The organism is Xanthomonas sp. CFBP 8445 (genome assembly GCF_025666235.1).
Classification (GTDB): Bacteria; Pseudomonadota; Gammaproteobacteria; order Xanthomonadales; family Xanthomonadaceae; genus Xanthomonas_A; species Xanthomonas_A indica.
Map to the genome: position 1 here is coordinate 1,919,202 of NZ_CP102594.1, position 14,314 is coordinate 1,933,515.

The 14,314-nt window shown below is 68.7% G+C and carries 10 protein-coding genes; 8 read left to right on the plus strand and 2 right to left on the minus strand.

The window, feature by feature from the left end:
• Positions 1-349: 349 nt before the first annotated feature.
• Positions 350-2,461, minus strand: a complete 2,112-nt coding sequence (locus NUG21_RS08095) for a glycoside hydrolase family 97 protein (RefSeq protein WP_263392758.1) — start codon at positions 2,459-2,461, stop codon at positions 350-352.
• A gap of 240 nt (positions 2,462-2,701) precedes the next feature.
• Between NUG21_RS08095 and NUG21_RS08100 the strand changes: the two genes are divergently transcribed.
• Genes NUG21_RS08100 through NUG21_RS08110 form a run of 3 tightly spaced genes read left to right on the plus strand, consistent with a single transcriptional unit; the run spans position 2,702 to position 8,072 of the window.
• Positions 2,702-4,903, plus strand: coding sequence for an alpha-L-rhamnosidase-related protein (locus NUG21_RS08100; protein WP_263392759.1), 2,202 nt, complete (start codon positions 2,702-2,704; stop codon positions 4,901-4,903).
• A complete protein-coding gene (locus NUG21_RS08105) occupies positions 4,900-6,384 on the plus strand; it encodes an MFS transporter (protein ID WP_263392760.1) in 1,485 nt (494 codons plus the stop codon). The genes NUG21_RS08100 and NUG21_RS08105 overlap by 4 nt, the downstream gene beginning before the upstream one ends.
• A complete protein-coding gene (locus tag NUG21_RS08110; protein ID WP_263392761.1) occupies positions 6,381-8,072 on the plus strand; it encodes an alpha-amylase family glycosyl hydrolase in 1,692 nt (563 codons plus the stop codon). The genes NUG21_RS08105 and NUG21_RS08110 overlap by 4 nt, the downstream gene beginning before the upstream one ends.
• Positions 8,073-8,205: 133 nt before the next feature.
• On the opposite strand, the gene NUG21_RS08115 is transcribed toward NUG21_RS08110, so the two are convergent.
• Complete coding sequence (locus NUG21_RS08115; protein WP_160945935.1) at positions 8,206-9,270, minus strand: LacI family DNA-binding transcriptional regulator; 1,065 nt, start codon at positions 9,268-9,270, stop codon at positions 8,206-8,208.
• A gap of 351 nt (positions 9,271-9,621) precedes the next feature.
• Between NUG21_RS08115 and thrS the strand changes: the two genes are divergently transcribed.
• From thrS to pheS, 5 genes are all read left to right on the plus strand, one after another.
• Positions 9,622-11,526: a threonine--tRNA ligase gene (thrS, locus tag NUG21_RS08120; protein WP_263392762.1), complete on the plus strand. Its 1,905-nt coding sequence runs from the start codon at positions 9,622-9,624 to the stop codon at positions 11,524-11,526.
• A 63-nt stretch (positions 11,527-11,589) separates the two neighbouring features.
• Entirely contained in the window at positions 11,590-12,114 is a 525-nt protein-coding gene (gene infC / locus NUG21_RS08125; protein ID WP_230596011.1) for a translation initiation factor IF-3, read from the plus strand.
• A 362-nt stretch (positions 12,115-12,476) separates the two neighbouring features.
• Positions 12,477-12,674, plus strand: a complete 198-nt coding sequence (gene rpmI, locus NUG21_RS08130) for a 50S ribosomal protein L35 (RefSeq protein WP_010342861.1) — start codon at positions 12,477-12,479, stop codon at positions 12,672-12,674.
• A gap of 10 nt (positions 12,675-12,684) precedes the next feature.
• Entirely contained in the window at positions 12,685-13,044 is a 360-nt protein-coding gene (gene rplT / locus NUG21_RS08135; RefSeq protein ID WP_010342859.1) for a 50S ribosomal protein L20, read from the plus strand.
• Between the two features lie 204 nt (positions 13,045-13,248).
• Positions 13,249-14,244, plus strand: coding sequence for a phenylalanine--tRNA ligase subunit alpha (pheS, locus tag NUG21_RS08140; RefSeq protein WP_263392763.1), 996 nt, complete (start codon positions 13,249-13,251; stop codon positions 14,242-14,244).
• Positions 14,245-14,314 lie beyond the last annotated feature (70 nt).

Here is a 14,314-nt window from a genome sequence, read left to right on the forward strand (position 1 = left end):
CGTATTCACTGGCGTGCATCGCATTGGAAGCGCTTTCAGGATCGCAATGTCGTGCGCCGGGCGCTATGCCGGTGCCGACCGGAACGTGCATGCGTTGTGCAGCCGATGTCGCCATCGCACACGCGCGAATGCCGTGCGGCAGGCGATGCCGCGATGCATGCAGGCGTAAGCCTGGCCCGGTGTGACCGAGCGGGACGATAACGCCTGGCCGACGCCAATGCCGATGTCGCGCGCTCCGACGCTGCCGGTTCGTGTGCGATGGTGCGGTGCCGGGTGCAGCAGAAGGTGACCAGGCATCGGGCGCCGCCGCCGGTGTGTTGCCGGCGGCCGCTTGTGCAAAGGGAATGCGCTAGCGCGACGTGGCCGTCCCGGCGGAGGAGGCCGGCGCCGGATCCAGCGGGACGAAACGGATCGCCTGGCCGCCGCCGGGCGCCAGCTTCACCTGCAGTTGATCGGCGCTGGTGACGACGCGCTGCTCGCGCACGAAGTCGAACGGGTTGCGCTGGTAGTCGGCGGTGTCGCCGTCGCGGTAGATCTCGGCACGGTAGCGCACGCCCGGCTCAAGGAAGCCCAGCGCGATCGGCAGCACGCGGCCGTGTTCGTCGGTGATGCTGCCCAGGAACCAGTCGCGGCTGTGGCGATCCTTGCGCACGATGGTGACGTAATCGCCGATCTCGCCGTCGAGCACGCGGCTGTCGTCCCAGTCCACCGCCACGTCCTCGATGAAGCGGAAGGCGTCGCGGTGCTGCAGATAGTGCTCGGGCAGGTCGGCGGCCATCTGGATCGGGCTGTACAGAGTCACGTACAGCGCCAGTTGCCGCGCCAGCGTGCTCGGAATCGCGCGTCCGCCGCGGCCCTTCAGGCTGAGGATGCCGGGCGTGTAGTCCATCGGACCGGCCAGCATCCGCGTGAACACCAGATCGACTTCGTGCTCCGGCGGGTTCGGCGGCTCGCCCCAGGCGTTGTATTCCATCCCGCGCGCGCCTTCACGCGAAAGCCAGTTCGGATAGGTGCGGCGCAGGCCGGTGTCCTTGATCGGCTCGTGGGCATTGACCGAGAGGTGGCGCTTGGCCGCCTCCTGGACCACCTTCAGATGATGCCGGGCCATGAACTGGCCGTCGTGCCATTCGCGCCACAGCGGGCCGCCGGCCGGATTGCGCCGGTCCACCTGGCCGTCGTCGCAGACGTAGCCGGTCTTGAACGTGTCCACACCCAGCCGCGCATACAGGTCCAGCGCCGCACCGAGCTGGTCCTCGTAGTGCTCCACCGCGCAGCCGGTCTCGTGGTGGCCGATCAGATGCACGCCCTTCTTTGCCGCGTAGGCGCTGAGGGCTTCGATGTCGAAGTCCGCGGTGGGGCGGGTGAAGTCGAAGTCGTATCCGTTGCCGACCCAGTTGCCGTCCCAGCCGGGGTTCCAGCCTTCCACCAGGACGCCGCGGAAGCCATGCGCCGCGGCGAAATCGATGTAGCGGCGGGTATTGGCGGTGGTGGCGGCATGCCTGGGGCCGCGCGCCCAGGTTTCCTGGTTCAGATGCATCGACCACCACACGCCCAGGTACTTGGCCGGGTGCACCCAGTTCACGTCGCCCAGCGCGTTGGGTTCGTTGAGGTTGAGGATGAGGTTGGAGTCGACCAGGCCGCCGGCGGTGTCGCTGATCTGCAGCGTCCGCCACGGCGTGTCGAAGGGCAGGGTGCGGCGGACCTTCCAGCCTTCGGCCGACGGCGACAGCTGCGCATGCAGGCGCTGGCCCTCGCCGCGGCGCAGCCACATGCCGGCGTAGTCGACCAGGGCGGCTTCGTGGATGGCCAGGTGCAGGCCATCCTGGCTGCGCAGGGTGAACGGCGTGTGCGCCAGCGGCACCTCGCGCAGCGGCGTGCGCCGGTACAGGTACTCGTAGTGGATGGGCGCGCCGGCGGGAATCCACCAGGCGGTGGCCTCTGGGACGATGTCGAACTCGGTCAGTTCCTCGTCGATGATCGCGTCCTGCATGCCGGCCTGTCGCGGGAAGCTGTAGCGGAAGCCGAGCCCGTCGTCGTAGACGCGGAACACCACCGCGAAGCGGCGCTGGCGGCCGCCGCGCTCGCCCAGCTCCACGCGCAACTCGTTGTAGTGATTGCGCACGTAGCGACGCTCGCCCCAGGGCTGTTCCCAGGTCTCTTCGACGCTGCGGCTGCGCTGGTCCAGCACGGCCAGGTCGCGGTCCAGGCCGCCGTCGCGCAACTGGAAGCCGAGCCGCGAGTCGCCGATCACGGGTTCGCCCAGGCGCAGCACGCGGTAGCTGGGGCGGCCGTCGTCCAGTTGCAGCGAGACCTGCAGGACCTTGCCCGGCGAATCGACGCTGGCCACGGTCTGCGGCGCGGCGTGCAGCTGTGGTGCGGCGCACAACAGTACGCCCGCCAGCAGCGAAGCCACGCGCAGCGTCGGACGCAGTTGCGACAAAACGTGAAGCGGCAGCGGCATCTCCCCTCCCAAGGCGACCGTGGCACCACCACGACTATAGCCAGGCGTTCCCTTGCAGCCCGCGGCCTGCGCGATGAATACGTATGCAACTGCACGCGCTGCGGTGCCGCCCGTCTACCATGTCCGCAGCGCCCCGCGATGCGGAGGCGGCGACCGTAGCGCCGGCATGCCGGCCTGCGCTTCCACCATGCAGGCAAAGAGGGAGGGAGGTCGATCGGTGCGAGCCGGTCTGCCGCTTCGATGCTGAAGATGATCTGCTTGGCCGCCACCTTGGGTGCTGCGGCGTCGGCGTCTGCTGGACAGACGTCATTGCAATGGCGTGGCCAGACCGCGCAGGCCGAGGCCAGGGCCGACGGCGGCTTCGTGCTGCACGCGGCGCAGGGCACGCGCACGGTGCCGGCACAGCCACTGCGCAGCGAGACCGACAGTCCGCTGTTCGACGCGCTGTTCGCGCTGGCGCAGCAGGAGTTGCGCGACGATCAGGTGCAGGCGATCCGCGACCCGGCGTTCGATCACGGCAAGCCGTTGTCGTGCGATTGCTACCAGACCGGCGAGCGCTGGCCCTACGTGTGGACCCGCGACGTCAGCTATGCCGCGGACCTGGCCCTGGCGCGGCTGGATCCGGAGCGCACGCGGCGCTCGCTGCGCTTCAAGCTGTCGCCGATGCGTGGCGCCGATGCGCTGCCGGGGCTGTTCGTGGCGCAGGACACCGGCTCCGGCGGCAGTTGGCCGGTGAGCAGCGATCGCGTGGTGTGGTTCCTGGCCGCGCGGCACCTGCTGGACGAACCGGGCTTCGCCGCCGACGCCCGCGCCGCGCTTGCCGCCACGCTGGCGCAGGACCGCGCGTTCGCATTCGACCCGCGCATCGGGCTGTACCGTGGCGAAACCTCGTTCCTGGACTGGCGCGAGCAGACCTATCCGGCCTGGACCCGCGAGGACGTCGGCTTCATCGCCAGCTCCTTCGCGCTGTCGACCAACGTGCTGCACTACCAGGCGCTGCGCCTGGGCGAGCGCCTGGCCCGGGAGCAGGGCGACACGCAGGCGGCCACGCGTTACGCCGGTTGGGCCGATGCGCTGCGCCAGGCGATCGCGCAGCGCTTCTGGCGCGAGGACCGCGGCACCTACGTCAGCTACATCGGCACGGCCGAGCATCCGGTGCGCTACGAACGCTACGATCTGCTGGGCCTGTCGCTGGCGGTGCTGGCCGACGTGCTGCCGCCCGAGCGCGCACGCCAGGCGCTGGCGCGCTATCCCGCGGTGGAGGCGGGCAGCCCGGTGGTGTGGCCGCAGCAGCGCGAGGTGCCGATCTACCACAACCGGGCGATCTGGCCGTTCGTCAGCGCCTATGCGCTGCGCGCGGCGCGGCACACCGACGACAGTGCGCGCATCGACCTGGAAGTGCGCTCGCTGCTGCGCGGTGCCGCGCTGGCCGGCTCGAACATGGAGAACTACGAGTTCCTGAGCCAGGCCGCGCATGTCGACGACGGTCCGCTCAGCGGGCCGGTGGTCAATTCGCCGCGGCAACTCTGGTCGGTGGCCGGCTACCTGGCGATGGTGATCGAGGGGGTGTTCGGCGTGGAAGACGACGGCCGCGTGCTGCCCAAGCTGCCCACCAGCCTGGTGTCGCTGCTGTTCGGCGAGCGCCAGGAAATCGCGCTGCAGTTGCAGGACCGGCGCATCGTGCTGCGGCGGCCGGCGCAGTTGCAGGGCGATCTGCTGATTGCCGGCAAGACCCGGCGTCAGGACGGCGTGACCACCGTCGACCTGGTGTCGTGCCACAGCGACAGCGCGCCCCTGCACATGCTGACGGCCGCCGATGCCTTCGCGCCGCTGGCCCCGCCGGCGCCGCAGGTGCGGCGCGAGGCGCAGGGCTGGCGCGTGCAGGCGGCCGCGGACACGCTGCTGTATGTCGATGGGCAGCCGCGCGCGGGCAGCGCCGACGGCGCATTGCTGCCGCTGGTCGCGCACGTGCAATGCCTGAGCCTGACCCGGCGCGGGACGCGCTGGGAGTCGCTGCACAGTCCCACCGTCTGCGTCGGCGACGTCGCGCGCGTGGACGGTGCCGACGCCTGGACGTGGACGGCGCCGCGCGATGGCGCGTACCGGTTGAGCCTGCGCTACGTCAATACGCATGGCCCGATCAATACCGGTGTCACCGCGGCGGTCAAGCGCCTGCAGGTGCAGTGCGGCGCGGCGCCACCGCAGACGCAGCCGCTGGTGATGCCGCACAGCGTGGGCGAGCAGACCTCCACCGCCGCCGTGTTCACGCTGCAGGCCGGGCAGCGCTGCCACGCACGGCTGGTGCCGGCGGCGAACATGAGCGCGCTGCAGCACTTCGCGCGCTACACCGGAGGGCAGGGCGGCGCCGATGGCGTGGTCAATGCCGCCGACGTCGCCGCACTGTTGATCGCGCCGATCGGCGCGGCCGGAGGTCGCCCATGAGGGACGTGGCCCGCGCCAAGCCGGCGCTGTCGTTCTGGCAGATCTGGAACATGTGCTTCGGCTTCCTGGGCATCCAGTTCGGCTTCGCGCTGCAGAACGCCAACGCCAGCCGCATCTTCCAGACCCTGGGCGCCGACATGGATCAGGTGCCGGGGCTGTGGATCGCCGCACCGCTGACCGGCCTGATCGTTCAGCCCATCGTCGGCTACCTGTCCGACCGCACCTGGAACCGCTTCGGCCGGCGTCGGCCGTACTTCATGGTCGGCGCGCTGTTCACCACGCTCGCCTTGCTGGTGATGCCGAACTCGCCGGCGCTGTGGGTGGCGGCCGGGACGCTGTGGGTGCTTGACGCCTCGATCAACATCTCGATGGAGCCGTTCCGCGCGTTCGTCGGCGACCAGCTGCCGACGCGCCAGCGCGCCAGCGGCTATGCGATGCAGAGCTTCTTCATCGGCGTCGGCGCGGTGGTGGCGAGCATGCTGCCGTGGCTGCTGGCGCATTGGGGCGTGAGCAACACCGCCGCCCCCGGCGAGGTGCCGGCGACGGTGCGCTACGCGTTCTATCTCGGCGGCGCGGTGTTGTTCCTGTCCATCGGCTGGACCGTGCTGCGCACCCGCGAGTATCCGCCCGAGGACCTGCACGGCTTCGACGACGCCGCCGCGGCGGCCACCGCGACGCAGCCGCGCCGTGCCGATGTCGCCGCGGCGCTGTGGTGCGCGGTGGGCATCGCCGGGGCGGCGGCCATCGCCTTCAGCGACGGCGATCGCATGCTGTACGTGCTGGCCGGGCTGTGTCTCGGCCACGGCGTGCTGCAGGGCATGGCGCCGCGCCTGCGCCGTGGGCACATGCTGGCGTCCATCGTCTGCGATCTGCAGACCATGCCGCAGGCGATGCGGCGCCTGGCCTGGGTGCAGTTCTTCTCCTGGTTCGCCCTGTTCGCGATGTGGATCTACACCACCGCCGCGGTCACCCAGACCCACTACGGCACCCACGACGCGACCTCGGCCGCGTACAACGACGGGGCAAATTGGGTCGGCGTGCTGTTCGCCGCCTACAACGGCTTCGCCGCACTGGCCGCGATCGCCATTCCGCTGCTGGTGCGCGCCTGCGGGCTGCGCATGAGCCATCTGCTCAACCTGTGCCTGGGGGCGGCCGGCCTGCTGTCGTTCCTGTGGATCCGCGATCCGCAGTGGCTGCTGTTGTCCATGGTCGGCGTGGGCTTCGCCTGGGCCTCGATCCTGTCGCTGCCCTACGCCTTGCTATCGGACAGCGTGCCGGCGGCGAAGATGGGCGTGTACATGGGCATCTTCAATTTCTTCATCGTGATCCCGCAGTTGGTCGCGGTCAGCGTGCTGGGCTTCGTGCTCACGCACTGGCTTGGCGGCCGGCCGCTGTACGCGCTGGCGATCGGCGGCGGCAGCCTGCTGGTGGCGGCGCTGTGCGTGCTGTGGGTGCCGTCGGATTCGGGAGCGAATGCATGATCGATCGGATGTCGCTGTTGGCGCTGGCCCTGCTGGGTGCTTGCGCTGCGTCGGTGCAGGCCCAGGCCCAGGCGCCGGCGCAGGAGGAGTTCTACGGCACGCTGGAACCGTTCGCCAGCGAGGCGGTGTACTTCGTGGTCACCGATCGCTTCGTCAACGGCGACCCGGGCAACGATCATCGCGACCAGGGCGGCGCGCATCGCACCTTCGACATTCCGATCCCGGCGCCGCCCGGCGAGAGCGACAACATCGGCTACCTCGGCGGCGACTTCAAGGGCGTGGTCGACAACGCCGGCTACATCCGCGACCTGGGGTTCGGCGCGGTGTGGATCACCCCGATCGTCGACAACCCGGACGAGGCCTTCACCGGCGGCAAGCCGATCACCTGGGGCAGCTCGCTGAGCGACCGCGGCAAGACCGGCTACCACGGCTACTGGGGCGTCAACTTCTACAAGCTCGACGAGCATCTGCCGAGCCCGGGCCTGGATTTCGCCGGCTTCACTCAGGCGATGCACGCGCAGCAGCTGAAGGTGGTGCTGGACATCGTCGGCAACCACGGCTCGCCGGCCTGGACCATGCCCAAGCGCCAGCCGATGTTCGGTCAGGTGTTCGACCGCAACGGCAAGCTCATCGCCGATCACCAGAACCTGCCGCCGTCCAGGCTCGATCCGGCGCACAACCCGCTGCACGCGTTCTACAACACCGGCGGCAACCTGGCGCAGTTGTCCGATTTCAACGAGCGCAACCCGGCGGTGATGGAGTATCTGGTCGGTGCCTACTCGCAATGGCTGGGGCAGGGCGCCGACGCGTTCCGCATCGACACCATCGGCTGGATGCCGGACAGTTTCTGGCACGAGTTCGTGCGCCGCATCCGCGCGCAGCGCCCGGGCATGTTCATGTTCGGCGAGGACTTCGACTACAACGCGCACAAGATCGCCGGCCACACCTGGGCCGGCAACGCCGGCGTCAGCGTGCTGGATTTCCCGCTCAAGCAGGCGCTGGCGGCAACGTTCGGCCACGCCCGGCGCGGCTACGAGACGCTGCAGCCGGCGCTGTACCTGGAGCGCGGCCCGTACGCCAATCCGTACGAACTGATGACCTTCTACGACAACCACGACATGGCGCGGCTGGACGCCAGCGACGCCGGTTTCATCGACGCGCACAACTGGCTGTTCACCGCGCGCGGCATCCCGGTGATCTACTACGGCTCGGAGACCGGCTTCATGCGCGGCCGCGCCGAGCATGCCGGCAACCGCAACTACTTCGGCCAGGAGCGGGTGGATGCCGCCCCGTCCAGTCCGATCTTCGCGCCGCTGCGGCGCATCGCCACGCTGCGCCAGCGCAGCCCGGCGCTGCAGCGCGGCCTGCAGCTCAACCTGCAGTTGTCCGGCGACCAAGCGGTGTTCTACCGGGTGTTCCAGCACGCGGGCAGCACCCAGACCGCGCTGGTGCTGCTGAACAAGAGCGACACGCCACGCACGCTGGAGGTGCGCCGCTACCTGCAGTCCAGCACCTGGCACGACGGCTTCGACGGCAGCGCCACCGAGGTGACCGATGCGTTGCGCGCCGAGGTGCCGGCACACGGCGTGCGCGTGTTCCTGTCCGATGCGCCGATCGTGCGCCCGGACCTGCGCGCGCGGCTGCGCTGGTTGATGGCGGCCAAGGACGGCGTCGCGCCGACGCCCTGAGCGCAGCGCGGAAGGCGCTGTGTCGCCGCGCGGGCCTGCGGGGGCGCGAGGTGCGGTGAGCGCGGCTGCGTCAGGTCGCCGGTGTCCTGGGCCGATCCCGGGCGGATGCGTTGCCGCGACCCGGATCGGCCCGTCAGCTGCGCAGCGAGGAGCCGCGCAGCGCCAGCGTGACCGGCAGGGTGCGGCTGCTCACCGGCTGCCCGGCGATCTGTGCCAGCAAGGTGTCCACGAGCACCGCACCGGCCAGCTTGGTGTCCTGCTGCACCGTCGACAGCGCCGGATCGACGCTGGCGGCCACCGGGATATCGTCGAAGCCGGCCAGGGCCACGTCCTCGGGCACGCGCAGGCCGTGCTCGCGCAAGGCCTTCAACGCGCCGATCGCGATCAGGTCGCTGGCGGCGAACAGCGCATCGAAGCGCTCGCCGCGGCCGAGCAGGGCCAGGGCCGCCTCGTAGCCGGACTGCTCGGTGGTGATCGCATCGACCTGGAGTGCCGGCGTGGCGTCGGCGCCGGCCGCGCGCAGCGCCTGCAGATGGCCGCGGTAGCGTTCCAGGAATTCGGGGTAATGGTTGGAGGCGTCGCCGAGGAAGGCGATGCGGCGGCGCCCCTGCGCCAGCAGATGCGCGGTGATGTCATGGCCGCCCTGGAAGTTGTCGCTGCCGATCGACACTCCCGGCTGCCCGGGCAGCACCGCGCCCCAGCGCACGAAATGGGTGCCCTGGTCGACCAGGTGCTGCAGCCGCTGCTGCGCCTGCAGGTAGTCGCCGTAGCCGAGCAGGATCAGTCCATCGGCCTTCTGGCTGTCGCCGTAGTCGGCGCGCCAGTTGTCCGACAGTTGCTGGAACGACACCAGCAGGTCGTAGCCGTGACGGGCGCAGGCGCGGGTGATCGACCCCAGCATCGAGTGGAAGAACGGGTTGATCAGCGAGTCGTCGGTGGTCGGGTCTTCGAAGAACAGCAGCGCCAGGGTGCCGGCATTGCGCAGGCGCAGGCTGGAGGCGTGCTTGTCGACCTTGTAGTTCAGCTCGCGCGCGATCGCCAGGATCTTGCGCCGGGTCTGCTCGTTGACGGCCGGGCTGCCACGCAGGGCGCGCGAGACGGTGGGTTGCGACACGCCTGCCAGGTAGGCGATGTCCAGCGATGTGGCCTTGCCTTTGATGACGGCGCGTCCGATGCGGAGAAAGCGAACCCCCAGCATGCCACGGCGGCCGCTGCAGCTCTTGCTGCGGCGCAGCGAGATTGGAGGCGCGCCAACGACGCCAGCGGTGTCCGGGGACGGCCCGACACAGGCCGCGCGCCAGCCTTGCCCGTGACCAATCGGTCGCTTTTGGTTTACTATCTGCCCACTATCTGATCCGGACATGGGTGGCCCGCGGCGACGCCGGCCGAGCGTGCGACATGAGCACTACCACCGCCCTCGCGTGAGTTCCCGCCCAAGGCTGTCCGAGCAGGCGCCCTTGTGGCGCCTTCTTTCTGTCCCGCGCTCAGTCGCGACTGCCACCACGGTGGCGTGGACGCCGTTCTCCCGTTTCCTTTTCCGCCGACACCCATGATCACGATCACGCTCCCCGACGGCAGCCGCCGCGAATTCGAACATCCCGTCAGCCCTATGGACGTGGCCCAGTCCATCGGTCCCGGCCTGGCCAAGGCCACCATCGCCGGCCAGGTCGACGGCCGCCTGGTCGACGCCTGCGACGTCATCGACCACGACGCCAGCCTGCGCCTGATCACCGCCAAGGACGCCGAGGGCGTGGAGATCATCCGCCACTCCTGCGCGCACCTGGTCGGCCACGCGGTCAAGCAGCTGTATCCCGAGGTCAAGATGGTGATCGGCCCGGTCATCGCCGAGGGCTTCTACTACGACATCTACAGCGAGCGCCCGTTCACCCCCGAGGACCTGGCGGCGATCGAGAAGCGCATGCAGGAACTGATCGCGCAGGACTACGACGTGATCAAGAAGGTCACCCCGCGCGCCGAGGTGATCGAACTGTTCAAGCAGCGCGGCGAGGACTACAAGCTGCGCCTGATCGAGGACATGCCCGACGACGTCACCGCGATGGGCCTGTACTACCACCAGGAATACGTGGACATGTGCCGCGGCCCGCACGTGCCCAACACGCGCTTCCTCAAGGCCTTCAAGCTGACCCGCATCTCTGGCGCCTACTGGCGCGGCGACGCCAAGAACGAGCAGCTGCAGCGCATCTACGGCACCGCCTGGGCCGACAAGAAGCAGCTCGAGGCCTACATCCTGCGCATGGAAGAGGCCGACAAGCGCGACCACCGCAAGATCGGCAAGCAGCAGGACCTGTTCCACCTGCAGGAAGAGGGCCCGGGCCTGGTGTTCTGGCACCCCAAGGGCTGGTCGATCTGGCAGGTGGTCGAGCAGTACATGCGCAAGGTCTACCGCGACAGCGGCTACGGCGAGGTGCGCTGCCCGCAGATCCTGGACGTGTCGCTGTGGCAGAAGTCCGGCCACTGGGACAACTACCAGGACAACATGTTCTTCACCGAGTCGGAGAAGCGCACCTACGCGGTCAAGCCGATGAACTGCCCGGGCCACGTGCAGGTGTTCAACCAGGGCCTGCACAGCTACCGCGACCTGCCGATCCGCTACGGCGAGTTCGGCGCTTGCCACCGCAACGAGCCGTCCGGCGCGCTGCACGGCATCCTGCGCGTGCGCGGCTTCACCCAGGACGACGGCCACATCTTCTGCACCGAGCAGCAGATCGAGGCCGAGGTCACCGCCTTCCACCAGCAGGCGCTGAAGGTGTACGGCGACTTCGGCTTCGACGACATCCAGATCAAGATCGCCTTGCGCCCGGAAAAGCGCCTCGGCGACGACGCCACCTGGGACAAGGCCGAGGCCGCGCTGCGCGCCGCGCTCGGCGCCTGCGGGGTGGAGTGGCAGGAGCTGCCGGGCGAGGGCGCTTTCTACGGCCCGAAGATCGAGTACCACCTGAAGGACGCGATCGGCCGCACCTGGCAGCTCGGCACCATGCAGGTGGATTTCATGATGCCCGGCCGCCTCGGCGCCGAGTACGTGGACGAGCACAGCCAGAAGAAGCATCCGGTGATGCTGCACCGGGCCATCGTCGGCTCGATGGAGCGCTTCATCGGCATCCTGATCGAGCACCATGCCGGCATGTTCCCGGCCTGGCTGGCGCCGGTGCAGGCCGTGGTCATGAACATCACCGATGCTCAGGCAGACTATGTAGACAACGTGCGGAAACTCCTTGCAAATCAAGGCTTCCGCATCGAGGCCGATTTGCGGAACGAAAAAATCGGCTATAAGATTCGCGAACACACGCTGCAGCGGGTGCCGTACCTGTTGGTGGCGGGCGACCGCGAGACGGAAAACGGCGCGATTGCGGTCCGCACGCGATCGGGGGAGGATCTGGGCACCATGTCGGTCGCCGCCTTCGCCGAACGGCTGCGCGCCGAGCAGTTGGCGTGACACCACCCTGGCGCGGACGGAGCCTCCGTCCGCGCCAGTCCGATTCCCCTGGGAGATTGCAACATCAGTACCCCTGACAACAAACAGAACCGCAAGAACCAAGAGATCCGCGTGCCGCGCGTGCGCGTGATCGGCGCAGACGGCGAGATGGTCGGCGTGTTGAGCCGCGACGAAGCGCTGGCGATGGCCGAGGAAGACGGTCTGGATCTGGTCGAGATCCAGCCGCAGGCCGACCCGCCGGTCTGCAAGATCATGGACTTCGGCAAGTTCAAGTTCGAGCAGCAGAAGAAGGCCAACGAAGCCAAGAAGAAGACCAAGCAGGTCGAGATCAAGGAAATCAAGTTCCGTCCGGTCACGGACGAGGGCGATTACCAGATCAAGCTGCGCAACATGCGCCGCTTCCTCGAAGAGGGCGACAAGGTCAAGGTCAACATCCGTTTCCGCGGTCGCGAGATGAGCCACCAGGAGCTCGGTCGCGAAATGGCCGCGCGGATCGAGGCCGATCTGGGCGAGGACATCGTCATCGAATCGCGCCCGCGCCTGGAAGGCCGGCAGATGGTGATGATGATCGCGCCGAAGAAGCGCTGATCCGCGGAGCGCAGCCCAGGATCGCGCCCCGCCGCTGGTGGGGGCGCGGTTTCCCGGCACCTGTGCCCCAGTCCCTTCTGACCTCCGAGCGCAGCGCTGCTGCGCCGTCGCGGCGTGGCCACGCGTTGCGCAGCCTTGCCGACTCCCGGCGCGCAATCGCCAGTCGAACTGCATGATTTGCAAGGCATTCCAAGCCCTGGCATAATACGCGGCCCAGTTCATCGGGTTTGCCGCTCCCGCGGCAACAGGACCCGCCCGGATCCTCATCGGATCAAGGGCTTACAAGCCGGTAAGGGCACGGACGGAAAGTGTGGCGCAGCCACCGCCCTGACCAGTGACAAAACACCATCAAGGACATTGCAATGCCCAAGATCAAGACCAACCGGGCGGCGGCCAAGCGTTTCCGCAAGACCGCCTCCGGCAAGTACAAGGCCGGCCACGCCAACCGTAGCCACATCCTCACCAAGAAAGCGACCAAGCGGAAGCGCAACCTGCGGCAGACGAACCACGTCCGTGCCGAGGACGCAGGCCGTCTGGACCGTATGCTTCCCTACCTCTGAGGACTGAACCATGGCTCGAGTCAAGCGTGGCGTCCAGGCGCGCCGTCGTCACAAGAAAGTTCTGAACCTCGCCAAGGGCTACTACAACGCCCGTCGCAAGGTCTTCCGCGTCGCCAAGCAGGCGGTGATCAAGGCGCAGCAGTACGCCTACATCGGCCGCAAGCAGAAGAAGCGCAATTTCCGTTCGCTGTGGATCACCCGCATCAATGCGGCGGCCCGCATCAACGGCATGAGCTACAGCCGCTTCATGAACGGCCTGCTCAAGGCCGGCATCACCCTCGACCGCAAGGTGCTGGCGGACATCGCCGTGCACGACGCGCAGGGCTTTGCCGCCCTGGCGGAGAAGGCGAAGGGCGCGCTGGCGGCATAAGTGCGAGTCCCCGCAGAAACCCGCACGTCCATGTGCGGGGTTTCGGCGGGAGCAATCGCAGGCATGCAGGGGGAAGGGCGCAAGTCCTTCCCCTTTTGCGTTTTTGGGCGTTCCGATGCGGGATGCCTGCCGGGTAGGTGTGAGGTCCCGCATCGGCGGGACACGGTGGCCGCGGTTCGGCCGGAGCAGTGAGGCGCGAGTGCAATGAGTGAGATCGATTCCCTGAGCGGGCAGGCGCTGGCGGACATCGCCGCGGCGCAGAGCCCGGAGGCGCTGGAGCAACTGCGGGTCGCACTGCTCGGCAAGAGCGGCAGCATCACCGCCCAGCTCAAGCAGCTCGGCGCGCTGGCGCCGGAGCAGCGCAAGCTGGCCGGCGAGGCGATCAACCGCGCGCGCGACACGGTGTCCGCCGCGCTGGCCGAGCGCCGCGCCGTGCTGGAGACTGCGGCGCTGGACGCACGCCTGGCCGAGGAGCGCATCGACGTGACCCTGCCGGGGCGGCGCGGCGAACGTGGTGGGCTGCACCCGGTCACCCGCACCCTGGAACGCATCACCGAGATCTTCGCGCGGCTGGGCTACGAACTGTCCGACGGCCCCGAGATCGAGGACGACTGGCACAACTTCGAGGCGTTGAATTTCCCGCCGCACCACCCGGCGCGGGCGATGCACGACACCTTCTATTTCGGCGACGGCCGCCTGCTGCGCACCCACACCTCGGGCGTACAGGTGCGCTACATGGGGGAGCACGCGCCGCCGCTGCGCATGATCGCCGCCGGCAAGGTCTACCGCAGCGACAGCGACCAGACCCATTCGCCCATGTTCCACCAGGTCGAAGGCCTGCTGGTCGACGAGCACGCGACCTTCGCCGACCTCAAGGGCACCCTGGCCGAGTTCGTGCGCGCGTTCTTCGAGCGCGATTTCCAGATGCGCTTCCGCCCCAGCTACTTCCCGTTCGTCGAGCCCGGTGCCGAGGTCGACATCGCCTGGCAGCAGCCCGACGGCAGCACCCGCTGGCTGGAAGTGCTGGGCTGCGGCATGGTCCACCCGAACGTGCTGCGCAACGTCGGCATCGACCCCGAGCGCTACACCGGCTTCGCCTTCGGCATGGGCGTGGAGCGCTTCGCGATGCTGCGCTACGGCGTCAACGACCTGCGCGCCTTCTTCGAGAACGACGTGCGGTTCCTGCGGCAGTTTGCTTGAGGGCGGGGATTCGGGATTCGGGATTGGGGATTCGCGAAAGCGGGTCCACGCTGCTTCCGGATCTCGCTTG

Excerpts from the sequence above, each read along its gene's own strand:
- NUG21_RS08100 (WP_263392759.1), top strand. The coding sequence starts at position 2,702 with ATGCTGAAGATGATCTGCTTGGCCGCCACCTTGGGTGCTGCGGCGTCG.
- NUG21_RS08110 (WP_263392761.1), top strand. The coding sequence starts at position 6,381 with ATGATCGATCGGATGTCGCTGTTGGCGCTGGCCCTGCTGGGTGCTTGC.
- rpmI (WP_010342861.1), top strand. The coding sequence starts at position 12,477 with ATGCCCAAGATCAAGACCAACCGGGCGGCGGCCAAGCGTTTCCGCAAG.
- NUG21_RS08095 (WP_263392758.1), bottom strand. The coding sequence starts at position 2,461 with ATGCCGCTGCCGCTTCACGTTTTGTCGCAACTGCGTCCGACGCTGCGC.
- rplT (WP_010342859.1), top strand. The coding sequence starts at position 12,685 with ATGGCTCGAGTCAAGCGTGGCGTCCAGGCGCGCCGTCGTCACAAGAAA.
- thrS (WP_263392762.1), top strand. The coding sequence starts at position 9,622 with ATGATCACGATCACGCTCCCCGACGGCAGCCGCCGCGAATTCGAACAT.
- pheS (WP_263392763.1), top strand. The coding sequence starts at position 13,249 with ATGAGTGAGATCGATTCCCTGAGCGGGCAGGCGCTGGCGGACATCGCC.
- NUG21_RS08115 (WP_160945935.1), bottom strand. The coding sequence starts at position 9,270 with ATGCTGGGGGTTCGCTTTCTCCGCATCGGACGCGCCGTCATCAAAGGC.
- NUG21_RS08105 (WP_263392760.1), top strand. The coding sequence starts at position 4,900 with ATGAGGGACGTGGCCCGCGCCAAGCCGGCGCTGTCGTTCTGGCAGATC.